The 20,742-nt window shown below is 69.6% G+C and carries 18 protein-coding genes and 1 pseudogene; 9 read left to right on the top strand and 10 right to left on the bottom strand.

Features of this window, described 5'->3' with window-relative positions; all coding sequences use genetic code 11:
* Positions 1–316 (bottom strand): superoxide dismutase (locus ACFORO_RS07455; protein WP_377896500.1); only part of this gene is annotated, 316 nt, incomplete at its 3' end.
* 214 nt (positions 317–530) lie between these two features.
* Here ACFORO_RS07455 and ACFORO_RS07450 point away from each other — a divergent pair.
* Both ACFORO_RS07450 and ACFORO_RS07445 read left to right on the top strand, forming a co-directional pair.
* Positions 531–905, top strand: a complete 375-nt coding sequence (locus ACFORO_RS07450; RefSeq protein WP_377870608.1) for a hypothetical protein — start codon at positions 531–533, stop codon at positions 903–905.
* Positions 906–963: 58 nt separating this feature from the next.
* Complete coding sequence (locus ACFORO_RS07445) at positions 964–1,533, top strand: DUF305 domain-containing protein (protein WP_377870607.1); 570 nt, start codon at positions 964–966, stop codon at positions 1,531–1,533.
* 129 nt (positions 1,534–1,662) lie between these two features.
* On the opposite strand, the gene ACFORO_RS07440 is transcribed toward ACFORO_RS07445, so the two are convergent.
* The 4 genes and pseudogenes from ACFORO_RS07440 to ACFORO_RS07425 form a co-directional block, all read right to left on the bottom strand.
* Complete coding sequence (locus tag ACFORO_RS07440; protein WP_377870616.1) at positions 1,663–1,824, bottom strand: DUF6307 family protein; 162 nt, start codon at positions 1,822–1,824, stop codon at positions 1,663–1,665.
* Between the two features lie 48 nt (positions 1,825–1,872).
* A pseudogene (locus tag ACFORO_RS07435) lies at positions 1,873–2,010 on the bottom strand (RGCVC family protein); the annotation flags it as partial.
* A gap of 48 nt (positions 2,011–2,058) precedes the next feature.
* Positions 2,059–2,517, bottom strand: a complete 459-nt coding sequence (locus ACFORO_RS07430; RefSeq protein ID WP_377870606.1) for a DUF5994 family protein — start codon at positions 2,515–2,517, stop codon at positions 2,059–2,061.
* Complete coding sequence (locus ACFORO_RS07425) at positions 2,514–3,575, bottom strand: fatty acid desaturase family protein (protein ID WP_377870605.1); 1,062 nt, start codon at positions 3,573–3,575, stop codon at positions 2,514–2,516. The genes ACFORO_RS07430 and ACFORO_RS07425 overlap by 4 nt, the downstream gene beginning before the upstream one ends.
* 721 nt (positions 3,576–4,296) lie before the next feature.
* On the opposite strand from ACFORO_RS07425, the gene ACFORO_RS07420 reads away from it, so the two are divergent.
* The 3 genes from ACFORO_RS07420 to ACFORO_RS07410 all read left to right on the top strand — a co-directional run bounded on the left by ACFORO_RS07420 (position 4,297) and on the right by ACFORO_RS07410 (position 5,651).
* On the top strand, positions 4,297–4,494 hold the full coding sequence (locus ACFORO_RS07420; RefSeq protein WP_377870604.1) for a hypothetical protein: 198 nt from the start codon (positions 4,297–4,299) through the stop codon (positions 4,492–4,494).
* A 96-nt stretch (positions 4,495–4,590) separates the two neighbouring features.
* On the top strand, positions 4,591–5,061 hold the full coding sequence (locus ACFORO_RS07415) for a DUF5994 family protein (RefSeq protein WP_377870603.1): 471 nt from the start codon (positions 4,591–4,593) through the stop codon (positions 5,059–5,061).
* A gap of 68 nt (positions 5,062–5,129) precedes the next feature.
* Positions 5,130–5,651, top strand: a complete 522-nt coding sequence (locus ACFORO_RS07410) for a DUF5994 family protein (protein WP_377870602.1) — start codon at positions 5,130–5,132, stop codon at positions 5,649–5,651.
* A gap of 144 nt (positions 5,652–5,795) precedes the next feature.
* Here the strand turns inward: ACFORO_RS07410 and ACFORO_RS07405 are convergent, their stop codons facing one another.
* Positions 5,796–12,749: a COG1361 S-layer family protein gene (locus tag ACFORO_RS07405; protein ID WP_377870601.1), complete on the bottom strand. Its 6,954-nt coding sequence runs from the start codon at positions 12,747–12,749 to the stop codon at positions 5,796–5,798.
* On the opposite strand from ACFORO_RS07405, the gene ACFORO_RS07400 reads away from it, so the two are divergent.
* Complete coding sequence (locus ACFORO_RS07400) at positions 12,718–13,305, top strand: hypothetical protein (RefSeq protein ID WP_377870600.1); 588 nt, start codon at positions 12,718–12,720, stop codon at positions 13,303–13,305. The genes ACFORO_RS07405 and ACFORO_RS07400 overlap by 32 nt on opposite strands.
* Before the next feature lie 353 nt (positions 13,306–13,658).
* Here ACFORO_RS07400 and ACFORO_RS07395 read toward each other — a convergent pair whose 3' ends face one another.
* From ACFORO_RS07395 to ACFORO_RS07385, 3 genes are read right to left on the bottom strand one after another with little or no spacing between them, the layout of a single operon-like run.
* Positions 13,659–14,420, bottom strand: a complete 762-nt coding sequence (locus ACFORO_RS07395) for a class I SAM-dependent methyltransferase (RefSeq protein ID WP_377870599.1) — start codon at positions 14,418–14,420, stop codon at positions 13,659–13,661.
* 5 nt (positions 14,421–14,425) lie between these two features.
* Positions 14,426–15,577, bottom strand: coding sequence for a MalY/PatB family protein (locus ACFORO_RS07390; protein WP_377870598.1), 1,152 nt, complete (start codon positions 15,575–15,577; stop codon positions 14,426–14,428).
* A gap of 17 nt (positions 15,578–15,594) precedes the next feature.
* Positions 15,595–17,214 carry an APC family permease gene (locus tag ACFORO_RS07385; protein ID WP_377870597.1) on the bottom strand — a complete coding sequence of 540 codons (1,620 nt, stop codon included), beginning with the start codon at positions 17,212–17,214 and terminating at the stop codon, positions 15,595–15,597.
* 72 nt (positions 17,215–17,286) lie between these two features.
* Between ACFORO_RS07385 and ACFORO_RS07380 the strand changes: the two genes are divergently transcribed.
* From ACFORO_RS07380 to ACFORO_RS07370, 3 genes are read left to right on the top strand one after another with little or no spacing between them, the layout of a single operon-like run.
* Complete coding sequence (locus ACFORO_RS07380; protein WP_377870596.1) at positions 17,287–18,186, top strand: LysR family transcriptional regulator; 900 nt, start codon at positions 17,287–17,289, stop codon at positions 18,184–18,186.
* A 25-nt stretch (positions 18,187–18,211) separates the two neighbouring features.
* Positions 18,212–18,928, top strand: coding sequence for a hypothetical protein (locus ACFORO_RS07375; RefSeq protein ID WP_377870595.1), 717 nt, complete (start codon positions 18,212–18,214; stop codon positions 18,926–18,928).
* A complete protein-coding gene (locus ACFORO_RS07370; protein ID WP_377870594.1) occupies positions 18,925–19,695 on the top strand; it encodes a methyltransferase domain-containing protein in 771 nt (256 codons plus the stop codon). Before ACFORO_RS07375 ends, ACFORO_RS07370 begins: the two co-directional genes overlap by 4 nt.
* On the opposite strand, the gene ACFORO_RS07365 is transcribed toward ACFORO_RS07370, so the two are convergent.
* On the bottom strand, positions 19,679–20,344 hold the full coding sequence (locus ACFORO_RS07365) for a DNA alkylation repair protein (RefSeq protein ID WP_377870593.1): 666 nt from the start codon (positions 20,342–20,344) through the stop codon (positions 19,679–19,681). The two genes, ACFORO_RS07370 and ACFORO_RS07365, sit on opposite strands and share 17 nt — an antisense overlap.
* Between the last annotated feature and the right edge of the window lie 398 nt (positions 20,345–20,742).

The raw sequence follows: 20,742 nt of genomic DNA, 5'->3' as shown, positions 1-20,742 counted from the left end.
ACGACCCGAACGCCTCGTCGATCGCCGCCGCCAGCTCCCCGGTCGGCTTGTCCCCGCCCTCCGGCGACAGGATCTTCCACCACACCACGTGGTTGGCGTGCCCGGCCAGGTTGAACGCCAGCGTCGTCTCCAGGCCCACGATGCCGCCGAAGTCGCCGGCTTCGCGGGCCGCGGCGAGCTTGTCGAGGGTGTCGTTGGCGCCCTTGACGTAGGCCGCGTGGTGCTTGCTGTGGTGCAGCTCGTTGATCTCGCCGGAGATGTGCGGCGCGAGGGCACCGTAGTCGTAGTCGAGTTCGGGCAGCTCGTACCGGGCCATGGGGCCCTCCTTCTGTCTTCGACATCAAGTCTTGCCCCCTCGAACCTAGTAGCACACCCGCGTCCCGGGCGAGCGGGGGCAGCCTCGGCGCCACGGGCTGGAACCTGGTTGAGTGAAGGTTCAACTTCCAGTACTGGGCCCTCCGGCCGACCACTCAGCGTGACCGGTTTGTCCGCCCCGCGTCGATTCCCCGGCGCCCGGTACGGTTGGTCCCATGGCGACGTCCCGGCTCGGCAGCGTGCAGCGGGTGCTGCTGCTGTTCGCGCTGGCGCTGGGTATCGCCGTGATGCACCACGTGCCCTCCCCCGGCGCCGGGCATGCCATGACGAGCGAGATGTCCGTCGTCCAAACGCACGACGCGGCACCGGCCGTGGACTCCGGCATGCCCGCTGGCGAACACTCGATGCTGCACCTCTGCCTGGCCGTCCTGTACGCCGCTGGCGCACTGGTCCTCGGCCTGCTGGCCTTCCGCCGCCACCCCGCCGTAAAAGCGGTTTTCGACGGCACTCGCGGGTCCCCCGCCGCTGACCGTCCGCCCGACAGACGGGGCCGGATCGTCTTGACTTCTCTCTGTGTGTTGCGCACCTGATCGGCAGCTCTCGCTCCGGTCTTTCTTCGCAATTTTCCTTTTGAGAGAAGGTTTTTTCGTGCGCAAAATCTTTTTCACCGGCGCGGTGCTGGCCGCTTCGCTCCTGCTGGGCGCGTGCGGCGGCCCGGAATCCCCCGCGCCCAGTGCGCAGGCGGGGCACAACGCCGCTGATGTCACGTTCGCCCAGCAGATGATCCCGCACCACCAGCAGGCGCTGGAAATGGCGAAAATGGTGCCGTCGCGCAGCAGCAACCCGAAGGTCGTCGACCTGGCCGGCCGGATCGACCGCGCGCAGGACCCGGAAATCCGGCAAATGCAAGGCTGGCTGACCGCCTGGGGCGCGGCGCCCGCCAGCCACTCCATGCCCGGCGGCCACGAGATGTCCGGCGACCACACGATGACCGGCATGATGTCCGACGCCGACATGAAGAGCCTGGACGCCGCGAAGGGCCCGGCGTTCGACCGGTCGTGGCTGGACATGATGGTCAAGCACCATCAGGGCGCGGTCGAGATGGCGAGGACGGAACTGGCCCAGGGCGCGGATGCCGGGGCCAAGGCGCTGGCACAGCGGATCATCGACGCTCAGCAGGCGGAGATCGCCGAGATGCAGGGGTTGGTGAAGGGGTGATGACGTGGTGCGCCGGGGTCGCTGGGGCGGCCCCGGCGCACCGCGTGCCGTCTCCGTGCTGCCGAGCCGGGACAGGCGGTATTCGCGGGCTTCAGCGCCGAACGGCCTCGGCGGCGTCGAACCCGGCCTTCACCGGCGCAGGCGTTCCGGCGCCTCGTCGAGCAGGTGCAGCAGCCGCACCGCGAGCGTCTGGCAAGCTGGTCCAGTCAGGCCGGTGTCCTGTTCGAGCACATCCCGCACCAGAGCGAGCCGTTGTTCGTACCGTGAGACAAAGCTGAGCTCGCTGGTCATGTTTCCGTCCTCTTCAGTGGTTGCCCTGCTTCCCGCGGCGCAAGCGCAGCCGCGGCGGAACCCGCCCGCCGCGGTCGCCGCGCAGAACCGGTCCGCGATCGCGTCGTGTCCGGCCTTCTCGTGGTGGCAGACCGGGCAGGCTCCGGCAGACCGACCGATGCGCCGTGCGGCTGACAGTATGCTCATCGCGGAGCGCCGACGCCGCGCGCGAACGAGTTGGTGGACACTGCCGGCTCAGCGCGTTCCGGCGATGCCGTTGCCGGAGAGTATTTCCGCGACGGTGGCGGTGGAGCCGCCGTCCGCGGCCGACCGGAGCACGGCACGGGCCACTCCGCCGGGGGCCTCCGGCGGCACCACCAGCAGGCTCACCCGCCGGGAGTCCGTCCCGATCGCCTGCACCGTGTCCGGATCCGTCGCCCGGAACCCCTCCAGCCGCACGATCCGATCGCCGAGGCGCACCTTGCGCGCGGCCGTGCCCCAGGCGTCCAGGTGATACGACACCCGGGCCAGCGGGCCCACCCGCGCTTCGAGCGCGGCCGCCAGCGCGGGCAGCTCGGCGGCGAGGTCCGCCGAACGAGGCCACCAGCCGCCGTCGACGTGCCCGGATTCGGAGCCGGCGCGCTTCATCGACACCCGTGCTTCGGCGGGCTCGCTGCCTCCGGCCGGGACTTTCCGGTACTGGGCCGCCGTCATCGGGAACCGCTTCCGGCTGCTGCCGGCGCCGTCCGGAGCATGCCGCCGACCTCGTGCAGGTGCCGCAGGACATCCGCGTAGGTGCGGAACAGCCCGCCCTGGCTATAGCTGATCCCGCGGGCGAGACAGAAGTCCCGCACCAGCGGCTGCGCCCTCCGGAGGGTCGCCATCGGGATGCTCGGGAAAAGGTGGTGCTCGATCTGGTAATTCAGCCCGCCCAGCGCGTACGTCATCCACCGGCCGCCGCGGACATTGTGCGACGTCAGCACCTGACGGCGGAGGAAATCCAGCTGGTGCCCGGGTTCCAGATGCGGCATCGCCTTGTGGTTGGGCGCGAACGAGCATCCCATGTAGACCCCCCATGCGGCGTGGTGCACCACTACGAACACTGCGGCGATTCCCGGCGGCAGCAAGAGAAACACGGCCGTCAGGTAGGCGGCGAGGTGGACGGCGAGCAGGGCCGCGTCCAGCCGAGGGGACTTGGTCCCGCCGCGGCGCACCGCCTTGATCCCCGACCAGTGCAGGTCGACGCCTTCCAGCAACAGCAAGGGAAAGAACAGGAAGGCCTGGTATTTCGCCATCCACCGCAGGAAACCCGTCTTCGCCCGGCTCTGCCCGGTGCTGAACGCCAGTGCGGGAATGTCGATGTCCGGATCGGAGTTCTCGAGATTCGGGTTCGCGTGGTGACGGGTGTGCTTGCCCACCCACCAGCCGTAGCTCAGCCCGACCAGCCCGGCGAGCCCGGTGCCGACCGCGTCGTTCGCCCGCCTGCCGCGGAAGATCTGCTTGTGCCCGGCATCGTGGCCGAGGAAAGCCAGCTGGGTGTAGGCGACCGCCAGCAGCACCGCGGTGCCCAGCTGCCACCAGTGCCCGCCGGCGAGCGCGAGCACCACCCACGCCCCGGCGAAAGCCAGCAGCGCCAGCCCGCCGCGCAGCAGGTAGTGCACCGGGCGGCGGCGGAACAGCCCGGCCGCCTTCACCAGTTCCGACAGTTCGGCGTACTCGCTTCCGCGAGGAGGGCCGGGCCCTCGCGGGGCCGCCGGGTTCGTTAAGTCCATTGTGGAATCTCCAAATCGGGTGGCGGCGGAGGGCCGCCGCTGGCAGCCGCGGACAGACCGTGCCGCGACAGCGGAAAATCGGGCGCGGAGACCGCCGGATCCGGGGGAGCGGAAACGCATCCGCCAGTGAAGTCGCGCGGCGACGAGGCTTGCCTTCCGGATTTCCGTCATGCCCCGGCGTCTCCTCAGTCGTCGGCAGCCGTGCTGCGGTTCGATCGGCGCGACCGAGGTCTGAGGTCCTTGTCCGAAGCCTACACCCGCGCCAGTGCGGGCGCGGGCTCGCCGCTGGCGTACGGACCTCGGGCGGACAGCCCGGCGAAGTCCGTGCGCGCTGCTTTGTTTCGCCCGGCCGCGCACCGAAATCCACTTCACCCGAATGCGGCGGCCCGCCCTGGTGAGGGCGTGAAACGGCGATCGTGCGGCAGCGCACCGCGCCGGCCCGGGTCCGCAGCGGCGCCCGCGGCCTGGACGAGGAGGTGTACCGTCAGCGGTGTCCGGAAGCATCTCGTGCCGGCAGCCCTGGCCCATCGCCGCAGGGACAATGCACGGCATGCCCTCGGGCCCGCGGCACATCACCGTCACCCCAGCGGCCTCGAGACCGCCGAGCCGCCCTTGCTGCAGCCGCTGCGCGGCGCAAGCCGGTGGCGCCCATCCGGGAAGTGGCGGTGGTGCGGCGTGGCCCAGCCGCCCCCTGGTTTCCCAGCAACCGGCGGATCTTGCATTGCCAGGAAAGGAAAATCCGATCACCGCTTCGGTCAGCACACCGCTTTTCAGCCATCCCGTCGCCGAGCCGCCTCGGCCCGGCGCGCTCGTCCTGCCGCAGGACGAGCGCTACGGCGGCCTCTTCCGCCAGCCCGGCGAGCGGGAAGAACCGCAGCCGCGCGAAATCCGGACGCGGCACCGGCACCGGCACCGCTGACGCTCAGCCCTTCTTCGGCGCGCAGCCCGTTCCGTCGCGCCGCGCCGACGGCAATCCGCCGCCGGGCCATCCGCACCATCGGACGGGAGCGCCCCGATGAAGCCAGCCCCGCAGGACCGCACCGCCGGCCCGGTGATCGAGTCGCTCGTGCTCGGAAACCGGTTGCGGCTCAAGGAGCCGAACGCCACGAAAGGCTGTTTCGACGGCGCCTGGTGGCCGCGTTCACGAGAACCGGTCGCGGAGTTCAGCGCTCTCGTCGCCGCGCTCGCGGACCGGTCGGGACGGGTGGACCGGATCGGTTTCAACCCCGCCGCCTGGGATCTCGCGCCCCTCCGGCTGGCGCACGGCCCGAACCTGGTGCGGCTGGCCGGGTTCTTCGGGCTCCAGGAGCACACTGTCGTGGTGATCGGACCGCGCATCCGCCACGTGACGCTCTTGGTGATCCCCCCGGACGCCCCTCCGGACGCGGCGGAACGCGCGCTGAGCGCCGCCTCCGCCGGCGACAGCACCGGAGCCGCGCTGGAGATTCTTCGCGACACCGGCGTCCTTTCGCGCCAACCCGCTTAGCCCGCGCACCCAGGCCTCGTCGTTCAGCAGCACGTCAGCCGGCCCACATGCCGGGATCGGAGCTTTCCATGCCGACGCCGCCGCGCCGAGATCCTTCCTCCGCACCGGCCGAGTCGCGGCTGAAACCGCCGCTTCCGGTCGCCGGCTTCGTGGACGGCGGCTGGTGGCCCGCTTCGGAGGACCTCGCGGCCGAAGTGCCCGGTCTCGCCGCGGCGCTCGCCGACCGGCTCGGCCCGGTATGGCGCGTGGCGTTCGCGTCGCAGGCCTGGCTGCCCGCCGAGCCCACGATGATCTCCCGGGGACGGCTCGTGCGGCTGGAAGGGTTCCGCTCCCAGGACCCGCACGTCGTGCATGTGACCGGCGGTTCGATGCGCCGGCTGACGCTGCTCGTCGTCCCCGCTCGAACACCGCCGGCGGCCGCCGCGATCGCGCTGTCGGCAGCCGCGGACCAGAACAGCACCACGTGCCCGGAAGCCATCCTGAAAGAATCCGGAGCCACTCCCCGGCCCGCCGAAGACGACGTGTGCCGCTGGGAGTCCGGAGGCGGTGCCGACTTCCCCTCCCCGGCGCACGCCGGCGGCTCGGCGTAGCCCTCGGAGCGAACGCTGGTCCCCGCCCGGCACGTCCGCGCCGCCCTCGCCGACGGGCTTGCCGCCAGCGTTCGCACTCTCCCGTCCGCGGTCGGTCCGCGGCGGCCGGTTGTGTCTGAGCCAGCACGGCCGCTGCGGCAGCCGTCACCGCCGAGCGCGGCGGCGACGCGAGATCAGCAGCAGCGCGCCTCCGCCCGCGAGCAGGGCGATGGCCACGATTCCCACCGGGATCAGCACCACGCCGGTCCACGCCAGGGGCGGGTTCGGCGGCGGGGGCTGGACCGGCGGTGTCGGCGGGACTGTCGGCGGGGTCGGCGGCGTGGGCGGGGTCTTCGTGAGCGGCGTGGTCGTCTTGCAGCGCGGGTCGGCGGAGGCGTCGGGGCAGTTGGTGCCGGGCGTCGTCGAGGTAATGACGTTGCGCAGGCTCTGTCCGTCGCCGATCGGGGTCTTGACCTTCACGCTGTAGGTGACCGTCGCGGTCGCGCCGACTGGCAGGTCGCCGGTCCACGTCAACCGGGGTGCCGCATAGGTCACCGAGCCGGTCGAGGCGGTCGCGTCATTGTTGTAGGCGGCGTTGCCGAGGACGCCGGTTAGGTCGTCGGCGAAGGTCGCGTCCTTCAGCGCGGTCTGGCCGGTGTTCGTCGCGGTGACGGTGTAGGTGACCTGGTCACCCGCCTTGGCCTCGGTGACGCTCGCCTTCTTCGCCAGGATCAGCCCCGCGACCGGCGTCGTGGTCCCGCACCTCGGGTCCTTCGAGCCCGGCGGGCAGTTCGTGCCCGGGGTCTCCGACGTGACAACGTTCGCCAGCGTGTGATCGCCCTTGACGGGGTTGTTGACGGTGACGCTGTAGGTGACCGTCGCGGTCGCGCCAATCGGCACGTCACCGGTCCAGGTCAACCGCGGTTCGGCATAGGTCACCGAGCCGATCGAGGCCGAAGCGTCCTTGCCGTAGGTGGCATCGTCGAGAACCTTCGAGAGATCGTCGGTGAACGTCGCTCCCGTTTGGACGGTCTGGCCGGTGTTCTTCACCGTCACCGTGTACGTGACCTTGTCCCCTGGCTTGACGTCCTTCTTGTCCGCGACCTTCGTGATGTCCAGACCGGCGATGAGAGTCGTGGTGCCGCAGCGCGGATCCGTCGATCCCGGCGGGCAGTTCCCGCCCGGCGTGTCCGACGTGACCACGTTCGCCAGCTTGAAATCACCCTTGACGGGGTTGTTCACGGTGACGCTGTAGGTGACCGTCGCCGTAGCGCCGACCGGCAAATCTCCGGTCCACGTCAGCCGCGGAGCCGCATAGGTCACCGAGCCGATCGACGCCGACGCATCACCGTCATAAGCGGCATCGTCGAGGACCTTCGACAGGTCGTCGGTGAACGTCGCGCCGGGCAATGGGGTCTGGCCGGTGTTCGTCACGGTCACGGTGTAGGTGACCTTGTCGCCCGGCTTCGCGTCCTTCTTGTCCGCCACCTTGGCGATCGTGATGCCGGACACCGGCGTCGTCGTGCCACAGCGCGGGTCGGTCGATCCCGGCGGGCAGTTCCCGCCGGGAGTGTCCGACGTGACGACGTTCGTCAACTGGTGATCACCCTTGACCGGGTTGTTCACCGTCACGCTGTAGGTGACCGTCGCCGTCGCGCCGACCGGCAAATCTCCGGTCCACGTCAATCGAGGCTCCGCATAACTCACCGAGCCGATCGACGCCGAAGCATCGTTGCCATAAGCAGCGTCGTCGAGAACCTTCGACAGATCGTCGGTGAACGTCGCTCCCGTTTGGACAGTCTGGCCGGTGTTCTTCACCGTCACCGTGTACGTGACCTTATCCCCTGGCTTGACGTCCTTCTTGTCCGCAACCTTGGAGATATCCAACCCCGCAACCGGCGTCTTCGTGCCACAACGCGGATCCGTCGAACCCGGCGGGCAATTCCCGCCCGGAGTCTCCGACGTGACGACGTTCGTCAACTGGTGATCACCCTTGACCGGGTTGTTCACCGTCACGCTGTAGGTAACCGTCGCAGTAGCACCAATCGGGAGGTCGCCGGTCCACGTCAATCGAGGTGCGGCATACGACACCGAGCCGATCGAAGCCGAAGCATCGTTGCCGTAAGCGGCATCGTCCAGCACCTTGGAGAGATCGTCGGTGAAAGTCGCTCCTGTTTGGACAGTCTGACCGGTGTTCCGCACCTTCACCGTATAAGTGACCTTATCCCCGGGCTTAGCGTCCTTCTTGTCCACGACCTTCGAGATGTCCAAGCCAGCAACCGGAGTCGACGTCCCGCACCGCGGATCCGCCGACCCTGGCGGGCAATTCGCGCCCGGAGTATCGGAAGTGACCACGTTCGCCAATCGGTGATCGCCCTTGACCGGGTTCGCTACCGTGACGCTGTACGTCACCGTCACCGAAGCACCGACCGCGACATCGCCGGTCCACGTGAGCCGAGGCGCGGCGTAAGTCACCACACCTCCGGAGGCAGCCGCGTCGCCGTTGTAAGCGGCGTCGTCCAGGACCTTCGACAGGTCATCAGTGAAAGTCGCGCCGGACAACGGAGTCTGGCCCGTGTTCACCACAGTCACCGTGTACGTGACCTTGTCCCCTGGATTCGCCGACGACTTGTCCGCCACCTTGCTGATCGCGATGCCGGACACCGGCGTCGTCGTCCCGCACCGCGGATCCGCGGACCCCGGCGGGCAGTTCCCGCCCGGAGTCTCCGACGTGACGACGTTCGTCAGCCGGTGGTCGCCGCCAGCCGGATTGTGCACTGTGACGCTGTACGTCACCGTCGCCGAAGCACCGATCGGGAGGTCGCCGGTCCAGGTCAACCGAGGCGCGGCATACGACACCGAGCCGGCCGAGGCCGAAGCATCGTTGCCATAGGCAGCATCGTCCAGCACCTTCGACAGGTCGTCGGTGAACGTCGCGCCGGGCAACGGGACCTGGCCGGTGTTGGTCACCTTCACCGTGTAAGTGACCTTGTCGCCCGGGTTCGCGGACTGTTTGTCCACCGACTTGGCGATCGTCAACCCCGGCAACGGCGTCAGGGTCGAGCACTTCGGATCCGTCGACCCGGGTTCGCAGTTGCCCGGCACCGGAGTGCTGACCGTATTGCGCAGCTGGTGGTCGCCGGAGATCGGGTTGTGCACCGTGACGCTGTACGCCACCGTCGCCGAAGCACCGACCGGCAGATCGCCCGTCCACGTCAAACGCGGTGCCGCGTAAGCCGTCGAGCCCACCGAGGCGGACGCGTCGTTGTTGTAAGAGGCGTCGTCCAGCACCTGCGACAGGTCGTCGGTGAAGCTCGCGTCCGGCAGCGGGACCTGGCCGGTGTTGGTCACCTTCACCGTGTAGGTGACCTTGTCGCCCGGGTTCGCGGTCTGCTTGTCCACCGACTTGGCGATCGTCAGTTCCTTGCCCGGCGTCGTGGTCGAGCACGACGGGTCGGTGGAACCCGGCGGGCAGTTGGTGCCGGGCGTCGAGGACGTGACGACGTTGTGGAGCTTCTTGTCCCCGGGGTCCGGATTCTTCACCGTGACGCTATAGGTCACCGTCGCCGAACCGCCGATCGGCAGGTCTCCGGTCCACGTCAGTTTCGGTGCGGTGTAGGAGACCTGCGCCGCCGGGGTGGCGTCATTGTTGTAGACGGCGTCGTCCAGCACCTGCGACAGGTCATCGGTGAAAGTCGCGCCGGGCAACGGGGTTTGGCCGGTGTTGGTGACGGTGATCGTGTAGGTCACCTTGTCGCCGGGCACGACCTGGTCGCGGTCGGCGGACTTGGCGATCCGCATCCCGGACACCGGAGTCGTGGTGCCGCACCGGGGATCGGTGGATCCGGCCGCGCAGTTGCTGCCTGGCGTGGCGGAGGTGATCGTGTTGACGAGTTTATGGTCGCCGGTCACGGGATTCTTCACCGTGACGCTGTAGGTCACCGTTGCCGAACCGCCGACGGGGAGGTCGCCGGTCCAGGTCAGTTTCGGTGCGGCGTAGGAGACCTGCGCGGCGGGAGTGGCGTCGTTGTTGTAGACAGCGTCGTCCAGCACCTGCGACAGATCGTCCGTGAAAGTCGCGCCGGACAGCGGGGTTTGGCCGGTGTTCCGGACGGTCACGGTGTACCGGACCGGATCGCCGGGGTTGGCGCTGGTCTTGTCGACGGTCTTCGCGAACTCGATCCCGGACACCGGTGTCGTGGTCGAGCACGCCGGGTCTGTCGAACCCGCGACGCAGTTGTTGCCCGGCGTCGTGGAGGTGATCGTGTTGATCAGCTTATGGTCGCCGGTCACGGGGTTTTTCACCGTGACGCTGTAGGTGATCGTCGCCGAAGCGCCCACCGGCAGATCACCGGTCCAGGTGAGCCGAGGCGCGGCGTAAGCAACCGAGCCCACTGAGGCAGACGCATCGCTGTTGTAGGCCGCGTCGTCGAGAACCTTCGAGAGGTCGTCGGTGAAAGTTGCGCCCGGCAAAGGAGTCTGGCCTGTGTTCGCGACGACGACCGTGTACGTCACCCGGTCGCCGGGATTCGCCGACTGCTTGTCGGCCTTCTTCTCGATCCGGATTCCCGACACTGGGGTCGTCGTCGAGCATGCCGGGTCGGTCGAACCCGCAGTGCAGTTGTTGCCCGGGGTGGTCGAGGTGACGGCGTTGACCAGCTTGTGGTCTCCGGTGTCGGGATTGTTGACCTTCACCGAATACGTCACCGTCGCGGTGCCGCCGACGGGCAGGTCGCCGGTCCACGTCAGCCGCGGCGCCGCATAGCTCGCCGAGCCGAAAGAAGCCGAAGCGTCACCGTTGTAGGTGGCATCGTCCAGAACCTTCGAGAGGTCGTCCGTGAAAGTCGCGCCGGACAACGGAGTTTGGCCGGTGTTCGCGACGGTCACGGTGTACTTGACGGTGTCGCCGGGCTTGGCGCTGGCCGGATCCGCCGTCTTGCTGATCCGGATCCCGGACACCGGAGTCGTCGTGCCGCACCGAGGATCGGCCGACCCGGCCGCACAGTTGTTGCCTGGGGTCGTCGACGTGACGACGTTGGTCAGCTTGTGGTCGCCGGGATCGGGGTTCTTCACGGTGACGCTGTAGGTGATCGTCGCCGAGGCGCCGACTGCCAGGTCCCCGGTCCAGGTCAGTTTCGGTGCGGTGTAAGAGATCTGCGCGGCGGGAGCGGCGTCGTTGTTGTAGACGGCGTCGTCGAGGACCTTCGACAGGTCGTCGGTGAACGTCGCGCCGCGCGCGGCGACCTGGCCGGTGTTGCGCACCACCACGGTGTACTTCACCGTGTCGCCGGGATTCGCCGATGTCTTGTCCGCGGTCTTGGCGATCTCGATTTTCGTGCCGGGCACGACGGTCTCGGCGCAGGAAGCCGTGCCGTCGTCCGCGCACTGCCGGTCCGGCGGGACGGTCGGCGGTGGGCCTTCGGTCACCTTGGCGCGGTTGATCAGCGTGGCGCCGATGGTCGCGTCGTTGATCCGGGCGTGCACGGTCATGGTGACCCGGCTGCCCGGCGGGATCGCCGCGGTGCGCCATTGCAGCGGGCCGGTACCGGTGACGGCGCCGCTCGTGGTGTCCGCGCCGACGAAGGTCGTGCCTGGCGGGAGGGTGTCGGTGACCGTCGTGGGCGGCACCGGGAGGTTGCCGGTGTTGTCCAGGGTGACGGTGTAGGTCAGCTGGTCTCCGGGCAGCGCGTTCGCCTTGTCCACGACCTTGGTCAGCGTGTACTCCGGCACCGCGACCACGTTGCGGACGGTGTTGCTGGTCCGGCTCTGCTCGCGGCCGGTCTGCTTGCCCTGGAAGACCACCGACGCGGTGTTGTCGAGGCGGGTACCAGGGGCGACCGTCGGCGAAACGGTGACGCGGAAGCCGACGTGCGTGCTCTGTCCCGGGGCGAGGTCGGGCAGAGTGCAGGTGACGACTTGGCCGGACGCCGAACATCGCGGGTCCGAACCGGCCACATAGGACACCCCGGCGGGCAGCGTGTCGGTGACGACCACGCCGGTCGCGGTGTCGAGGTTCGTGGTGCTGCCGTCGGGGTTCCGGTTGGCGACGTCCAGCCCGTAGGAGATCTCGCCGCCGCGCCCGACCCAGCCCGGCGGGCGCTCCTGCAGGTTGCCCTCGGGGTCGTTGGTCTTGACGATCTGCAGGTTGGGCTCGTTGGCCTCGGCCATCAGCCAGACGGTCTGCGGGTAGAGCGCGTCCCCGGTGGTCCCGACCTTCAGCTGCGCCCGGTCCGCGCCGGCGGGCAGCTTGCCGGTGACGTCGACTGTGCGCGCGTCGTAGCCGAAGTTGTTGGCCGGGTTCGGCGTGCGATCGGTGACGTTGCTGCCGGTGCCGGACGCGGTGACCCGGTCGATCCGGCTGCTGAACGCGTTGGTCGTGCTGGTGCCCCCGGGCGCGGGCAGCGTCAGGCGCTGCAGCGACGAGGCGTCCCGGCCGAATTCGAGGTAGTCGCCGGAGATGTTGGCGTCGCCGTCGCCGACCACGACCCCGAGGGTGGCGGCGGGCGCGTGGTCGGCCGGGGTGCGGATGCCGTTCAGGTCGATGTTCGTCGAGGTGGGGCTGCCGCCCGCGCGGACCCAGTCGAACCCGTCCCAGACCTGCAGGTAGCGCAGTGGTTCGGTGTCCAGCGCGTAGGCCACGACCAGCGACCAGCCGCCCCAGCAGCCGAGGTTGCTGACGTTGTTGGCCGAGTTGCCGCGGCACGCCTGGAGGTCGGCGACCGTGTAGGAGCCGCCGCCGGCCTGTTTGACCAGCCCGGTGACGTCTTTGACGCCCGCGTGCGCGGTGATCTGCGGGAATCCGCCGCCCAGCGCGTCGAACCAGTCGTAGGTGTCGGCGGTGAGGCGCTGGTAGGCGGCGTAGCCCGGGGCTTTGAACGCGACCTGGTTCGCGCGGGAGGGATCGCCGGATTCGGCGTTCGAGGAGATCGGGTTGACCTGCCAGTACAGCCGCGCGGACAGGACGGTCGCTCCGGGCGGGATGGTCAGGTTCGCGCTCGAGGCGGTGTTGCCAGGGGCTGCCGGGTCGCTCTTGATCCAGTAGCCGTAGCTGGAGTTGTTGGCGGTCTCCCCGCAGGCGGTGGGGGTGGTGCCGCAGCTGACGACCGAGTTGGCCGCCATCGTGATCGCGCCGTGGGCGACTGTCGAGAAGGCCGGGTCGGGGCCGATTTTGCGCGGGGTGCCCAGGCCGCGGGGTTCGACCGCCCTGGGCTGCGGTGCGGCTGGTGCTGAGGTGGCTGGTGCCGAGCTGGTCGGCGCTGCGGCGGCGGGTGCTGAGCTGGTCGGAGCTGCGGCGGCGGGTGCTGAGGTGGTCGGCGCTGCGGCGGGTGCTGGGCTGTTCGGTGCGGAGGTGGCCGAAGTGGACGGCGCCGGGCTTGCCGATGCCGCGCCGACCTGCGCCGAGGACGGGCTCGCCGGGCTGACGCTGGGCGGCAAGGTCGCGCCCATCGCCGGTGCGGCGCTCGCGACGCCCACAGCGAAAATCACCGCGAGTGCCGCGGCGGCGCGCTTCCCGCGGGAGCGCATGAATCCGGAACGACGGGCCATCACACAAGCTCCCACGGAGAAGGACGGAATTGTCGAGCTGCTTACCCGCGTTCATCGACACCAGGCAGGGGAATTCGTACCGCGCTCTCCCCCGTGGCGGGGAGTTCACGAGCAAGGAATCACCGCATAGGGGGACCCCAACCAGGTCAAACCCGCGTCCTGGACGAGGACGCGGCCGATTCCTTTCGCTACCCGTCACGCCCTGAAGGGGTGTTGCCATTCCCATCTTGGAACCGCGCCGGATCCGCGGGGTGCGCCGCGAATTTTTCTCGCGAAAAGCCAGACGGAATCGACGGCCCGGTCGTGCCCGATGTCGAAAATCGGATCCGGCGGCCCGGCCGAGCGACGCCGAGCCGCCGAAGCGCGAACCGCACGCCGGGATTCAGCGGATCCCGACAACGCGGCGATCGTCGCCCGCCTGCCGCACGGTCCCGGCCTCGACGAACCCCACCCGCTCACAACACCAGCCGACCGCACCCCAACTCAACGAATCCCCACGACGATCCGATCATCCCCCACCTGCCACACCGCCCCCGCCTCGACGAACCCCGCCTCCCGCAAAAAGGCCAGGTAATCATGCACAGACGGCCGATCAGTCACCTCATGTGCAAACCCGCCAGCCCGCTCCGCGACCAACCCGGCCAGCTCCGGGGCCGCCTCGACGGCCTGCCACCAAGCCGCCCAGTCCTCGTCGCGCGCGACCCCGGCCCGAGCCGCGCGCCGCTGGGTCAGCGCGCGGTTCAGGGTGTCCAGCCGAGGTCCGGCATCGCCCTCATAGAGGTGGTCGCCGTTGACGAAGACCCCGCCGGGAGCAAGGACTTCGCCGCACACCGCCAGCAGATCACGCAGCGGCAGGCGGTTCATCCAATGCAGCGCGGTCGTGCTGACGAACGCGTCGGGCGCGCGGTCAAGCCCGAGCGCCTCGTACCACCCACGCTGACGCAGATCGGCCGTGACAGTGCGGAACCGAGCGCTGCCGCGGGCGAGATCGGCGAGACCGAGCAGCAGCGGATCAGCGTCCACTCCGACCACCCGCGCACCGGGGAACCGCGCCGCCAGCCGCGTCGCGAGCGAACCCGGACCGGTGCCCAGGTCGACGACCAGCGGGTCCGGGCGCGGGATCAGCTCGTCCAGCACATCGCCGAGCACCGCGAACCGTTCCTCGCGGTCGGGCATGTAGTGCTCTTGCTGCCGGTCCCAGCGGTCCAGCCAGTACCGGGCGCGGTCTTCGGTGAGGACGGTCATGTGGATCATTCCAGCACTTGGATGATCCGCGCGGCCGCGTCGGCCAGAACGTCCGGCTGCGTGGCGTAGTTCAGCCGCACGAACCCGGCACCGCTCGTCCCGTGGTCCGGCCCCGCGGTCACCGCGACACCGGCCTTCTCCCGCAGCAACCGCGCGGGATCGGCCAAGCCCAGCCGTCGCAGGTCCAGCCACGCCAGATAGGTCGCATCGGCTGGGTGATAGACCTCAGGCATGCCCGCGTCGGCGAACTGATCGGCCAACCGGCGACGGTTGGCGTCCAGGAAGGCGAGCGCGCGCTCCAGCCACGGCGCGCCGTGCTCGAACGCGGCGGCGGACGCGACCATCCCGAGTGGACTGATGCCCCCGCTGGCCGCACCCGGCAGCCGGTCCCAGCGGACGACGTCGTCCGGATTGGTCAGCGCGACGAAACCGCAGCGCAATCCGGCGATGTTCCACGCCTTCGAGGCGCTGAACAGCGTGACCGCTTGCCGCCGAGCCGCCTCGCTGACCGCGGCGTACGGCACGAAATCCACGCCGTAGCGCAGTGGCGCGTGCACCTCGTCGCTGATCACCCGGCCGCCGTGGCGTTCGGCGATCTCGGCAAGTTGCCGCAATTCGGCGGGCGAGAAGATCCGGCCGACCGGATTCGCCGGGTGGCACAGCAGGAGGCTCCCCGCACCGGCGGCGAAGGCGGCGTCGATGCGGTCGTAGTCGAGCCGATGGCCGTCCAGCAGCGGGACCTGCACCGCTTCCCGGTCAGCCAGCGAGACGGCGCCGAAGAAACTCCGGTACGTCGGCGTCGGCACGATCACCGCGGAGCCCGGCGCGGTGAACTCGCGCAGCGCGTTGGTGATGCCTTTCATCAGCTCCGGCAGAAGCCGGATCTCGCCGGGATCGACGGTCAGCCCGTGCGTTTCGGTGAGCCACTTCGCGGTCGTTTCCGGCAGCCCCGACCGCGCGGCCGGAATGGGGTAGCCGAAGGTCTGCCGTTCGATCGCGTCGCGCAGCACCGTCAGGATCGGCTCGGCGATCGGCAGGTCCATTTCGGCGACGGTCAGGTCGAGCACGTCCGGCCCGTACACCGACCAGCGTTTCGTGCGCCGCTCGCGGGACTTCGCCAGGTCCCAGGCGAAGCCGGGGTCGTGCGTGTCGGTCATCTGGTTTCTTCTCCCTTTCACTGGGCGGGCAAAACTTGGGGCCGCGCCGAGGATTCTGTCTGTTCCGCGATCCGGTACCGCACGCCGGACCGGTGTGCGAGCCACCAGGTGGCCGCGCTGACCACGCCCGCGGCGAGCGAGTCGTACGGCGCCGCGATCGTCCCGGCGCCTTTGAAGGAACCGAAAGCGGACAGCGCGCCGAGCACGAGCAGCCAGCCGATCAGCCAAACCCCTTGCAGCACCGGGGTATTCGAGCGGCCGGATCGGGTCGCGCGGCGGATCAGGTAGATAACGAACCCGACGAGCAGCAGCGGCAGCGCGATCCGCATCTTCGCCCAGCCGGACCAGTACAGGATCAGGCCGGACACCACAAAGGACGCCGCGCCGACCGGGGTCGCCCACCGGCCGAGCCAGCCTTCGCCGTCTTCGGTGCGGTACAGGATCGTCGCGGCGACCGACACCACGGCGTAGCTGAGGCCGTAGAAGAAGCTCAGTGAGCTGACAATCGACTCCCAGCTCCCGAAGCTGAGAATCACCGTCGCGCCGATCAGCGCGTTGAACGCGAGCGCCGCCCACGGCACGCCCCAGCGGCCGCTGACGCGGGTGAACAGGCGCGGCAGCAAGCCGTTCTGCGCGGCGCCGTAGGTGTAGCGGGCCTTGATCGAGGTGCCCATCAGCAGGCTGCCGGACGGGGAGAACACCGCGTCCGCGACCAGCACCGCGGACAGCCAGCCCATGCCGAGGAGACCGGCCAGCTGCGCGAGCGGCGACGTCAGGTTCATCCCTCGCCAGCCGGAACCGAGCAGCCCGGCCGGCGGCGTGTAGATCATCGCGACCTGCAATCCCAGGTACAGCAACACCGATCCGGCCAGGACGATCAGCGTCGCGCGCGGCACGGACTTGCGCGGGTCGCGGGCTTCGCCGGACATCACCGCCGCGCCGTTGATGCCGGTGAAGGCGTAGACCACACCGCCGCCGACCACGGCCATCAGCGCCGACGAGATGCCGTACGGCGCGAAACCGCCGCCGAGTGCGTAGTTGTTCGAGTCGAAACCGCTGGCGAGCAGCAGGATCACGGTGGCGGCCGGGACGATCAGCTTGACCGTGGTGACGACGTTGTTGAGCCGCGTGATGAAGACGACGCCGAAGAAGCTGGCCGAGCAGAACACCAGGAGCAGCGCTGCGGCGAAGAGCCGGCCTTCCCAGCTCAGGGTGTCCTCGCCGAGCAGTCCGGGCAGCCACCGGCCGAGATACTGCGCCACCGCGGTCGATTCGCTCGGCCCGGCGAACACCGCCTGCAGCAGGATCGCCCAGCTCACCGCGGTGCCGACCAGCGGCCCGGACGCCATCCGCGGCCAGCGGACGTTGCCGCCCGACATCGGGTTGCGGAACGCCAGGTCGATGAACACCAGGCAGACCAGCAGCGTCGCCCCGCCGCCGATCACCCAGGTCAGCAGGGCGGCGGGCCCGGCCTCGCGCGCGACGGTGTAGGGCGAGAGCAGCCACCCCGACCCGATCACGCTGGAAAATGTCAGCATCGCGAGCGAAGGCGTGCCCAGCGCCCGCCGCAACCGGTGGTCGGCCGCAGCGGAAACTGTCGCGGCGTCGTTGCCCGAAGTTCTGCTTGCCTCGTTCATCGGTCCACCGTGACGGACCGGCGAGCATTGCGGTAGCCGGACATTCGTTACGGCTGGCCTTAAGCTGAGGCTATGGCTCAAGTGCCCGTCGAAACGACCGACCTGGTGGTGCTCGACGCCGCCGCCCGGCTCGGCAGCTTCTCCGCCGCGGCCGCTGAGCTGCAGCTTTCCGCTCCGTCGGTGAGCAATCGGCTCGCCGCGGTGGAGCGCAGGCTCGGTGTCCAGCTGTTCGAGCGCGGCGCGCGGGGCAGCGTGCTGACCACGGCCGGTGCACAGCTCGCCGAGTACGCGCGACGCTGTCTGCGGCTGCTGGACGAGGCCGTCGCCGAGGTCGGCGCCGAACGGTCGCAACGGCTCGTGCTCGCCGCGCCGGCCAGCCTCGGTTCGTCGGTGTTCCCGCCGGTGCTGGCGGTGTTGGCGGGCCGGCCGGTCGCGGTGCACTGCCGGGTCGCGCACAGCGACGAGGTTCTGCAACGACTGCGCGACGGCAGCGCGCACGCCGGTTTCCTGCTGTCGCGCCCGACTGGGGACGACCTCCGTTCAGTCCGGATCGGACGGTCCGGCATCGTCGCGGTCTGCCGTCCCGGCCATCCGCTGGCGGCGCGGTCCCGGCTGCGGTTCGGCGATCTCGCCGACAGTCCGGTGCTCGTCTACCGCTGGGGCGTCGGCGCGGAATCGCTCGCCGCGGCGTTCGAACACCCGGAACGGCCCGCGGACCGGCCGGTGCACACGATCGGCCTGCCGGGGACCGCGCTGCACCTCGCCGAGGACGACGATTATGTCGCGGTGGTCCCGCATTTCGCCGCCGCACGGGCGGTCGAACGGGGCACGGTGCGGCGGTTGCCGCTCTCGCTCGGCGAGTGGAAGGTGGAGGTCCGGTTCGCGCATCCGGCCGCGTCCGCGAGTCGTCCTGGGGTGGCTGAGTTGCTGGACAATGTCGGAGGCCTCCGGGAAGCACTGGCGTTGGACTGAGGCGTTTTCTGGTTGACTCGAAGACATGACTGTCGAAGTTCCCGGTCCGTCGCCTGCGGAACTGGCCGGATACGTGCGGGTGGCGCGTGATCACCGCGAGCACGAGCGCTACCACTCGGTGCTCAAGCTCGAGGAGGCCGCGGCCTGGCGGCGCGATTCCAACGCCTTGAAGCTGCTGGCCGCCCGGTGGTCGGACAGTCCGGCCCCCGAGCGGCTCGATCCCGCGCACGGGGCCGTCGGATGTGTCGACCTCAACGACCCGGCGGTGGTCGCGACGACCGGCATCCTTTTCCTGGAAGGCGACTCCGAGCCGGCGGAACTCATCGCCCTGCGAGGCCGGTTCGAGCAGGCCGCCGCGCGGTACCAGCGGCTGTCCGGGTGGCTGGGCGAGCACATGGCGGCGGAATGGCCGCGGCTGCGCACCCTGCTGACCCCGGCGCTCGTCGAAGCCGCCCGTCCCCGTTTCCGGGCGCTCACGCGCACCACTGAGGCGGCCAACGCCTACAGTCTCGTTGCCCGGCTGCTCGACTCCGCCGTCCACACGCTCAACGCACAGGACCTCACCCCCGAGGGCGTCCGCCGCGCTCCCGCGGTCGCGGCGAGCATGGTGCTGACCGCGTCCTGGTTCCTCGATTCCGCGGCTTCGTCCCTCGCCGAAGCCGGTGCGCATCTCGGCTTGTCCGATCCGGATTGGAGCAGCTTCATCGCACTCGCCGAGGCCTCTGGTTCACTCGAAACATGACTTTCGGCGTTCCGCGACCGGACAAAATCGACTACTACGCCCAAGTCGCCGAGGCCGGGCGCGATTACAAACGGCAAGTGCTGGCCGCGCTCGACCTGCGGCCCGGCCTGACCGTGCTGGACGTCGGCTGCGGCCCCGGCACCGATCTGCCCGCCATGGCCGAAGCGGTGGGTCCGTCGGGCGCGGTCCTCGGCGTGGACACGGAACCGGCGATGGTCGAGGAGGCGGGCCGGCGGGTCTCGGGGACGCCGCAGATCTCGGTCCGGCTGGGCGACGCGCACGCGCTGCCGCTGGCCGAGTCGAGCGTCGACCGGGCGCGGGCGGACCGGATGGTGCAGCACGTCGCCGATCCCGCCGCGGTTTTCGGTGAGCTGCACCGAGTACTGCGTCCGGGCGGGCTGGCGTGCGTGGCCGAGCCGGATTGGGACAGTCTGGTGGTCGATCCCGGGGAGCTGCCGACGAACCGCGCGTTCAACCGGTTTGTGTGCTCGACGATGGTCCGGAACGCGACCATCGGCCGTTCCTTGCCACGGTTGGCTTTAGGAGCGGGATTCGAGGTGCTCGACGTTTCGGTTGCCGCACCAGTGTTCCGCGATTTCGAGGCAGCGGACAAGATTCTCGGGCTGAGCCGGAACACCGAACGCGCGGTGCGCGCGGGTCAGCTGGACCGGGCAGTCGGGGATCAGTGGCTGGCAGTGCTGGCCGCGGGACCGTTTTTGGCTTCGAGCATGGTGTTCATCGGGGTTTTCGCTAAGCCTGCCGCTTGACCATCTCCGCGATCCACACCGGCGCGTACGGCGAGGTGCAGTTCGGCGGCGTCGGGTAGTCCTCGAGCACTCCCAGCCGCTCCCCGATGCCGATCGCACGGGCGCGCAGGCCGGGGTTCTCGATGCCGATCTGCGCGAGACAGTGGTTCATCGCCCACTGCAACCGCTCCGGGGCGGCTTTCATCTCGGTTTCGATGACGTCGAGGAGCCCGGGAAGGTCCAGCCCGTCGGGCTTCTTGGCGACCCGGTCGACGGTCAGCGCCCAGCCCGCGCTCGCCACCACCGGGTCGGGGTCGTCGAACCAGGCCACGCGGAGTTCCTCGGCGCAGCGGCTTTTCTTGACGATGTTCGCGAGGAGCCAGTCCTGGACCTTGGGTTTGCCCGCCTCGCGCAGCATGGCGTCTAGCTCGTCGCGGTCGAACTGCTTCGGCCTGGCGACGAGGAGGGCGAGCAGGCGGGCGTTGGTGTCGCCGGTCTGCCAGAGTTCGCGGGCGAGGTCGGGCTGCGCTTTGAGTTCTTTCGCGAGGGCACGGAGTTTGCCGAGGTTGACGCTGTGGTCGTCGCCGTGGTTCTCGTTGACGGCCCGGATTTTGGGGTCGTCAAGCTCCGCCAGGCGGGCGAGGACCCCGGAGAGGGTTGCGTCGGCCACGGGAACCTCCCAGCTCAGGTACGGACCGGACCGAGAATACGGGCCGAGGCGGCGTGGCTGGCTTTGCGGTCCCCGAGGACTCAGATTCAATGCCGGGAACTCACGCTCCGAGGCCCCGGCCTACTGACCATCCACAAAGGACGCAAACCGTGCCGCAATGCCCGATTTGCCACCATGTGGCCGGGCCTTAAGGTCCGTGAAGGGCTCCTTGAGGGAATCTGATTCCCTCAAGGAGCCCTTCACGGACCGCTGCCCCGATGCCAGTGGCTTAAGGCGGCGCTGCAGGTGCGGTTTGCCCAGGTCGAAGGACTTGAGCCGGACCAGGCGTCCGTGAGGGGAACCCTGAGGGACTCAGAGTCCCTCAGGGTTCCCCTCACGGACTTCAGCAAACGGCCACC

Source organism: Amycolatopsis halotolerans (genome assembly GCF_042647905.1).
Taxonomy (GTDB): domain Bacteria; phylum Actinomycetota; class Actinomycetes; order Mycobacteriales; family Pseudonocardiaceae; genus Amycolatopsis; species Amycolatopsis halotolerans.
This window is presented reverse-complemented; position numbering and strand designations above follow the sequence as displayed.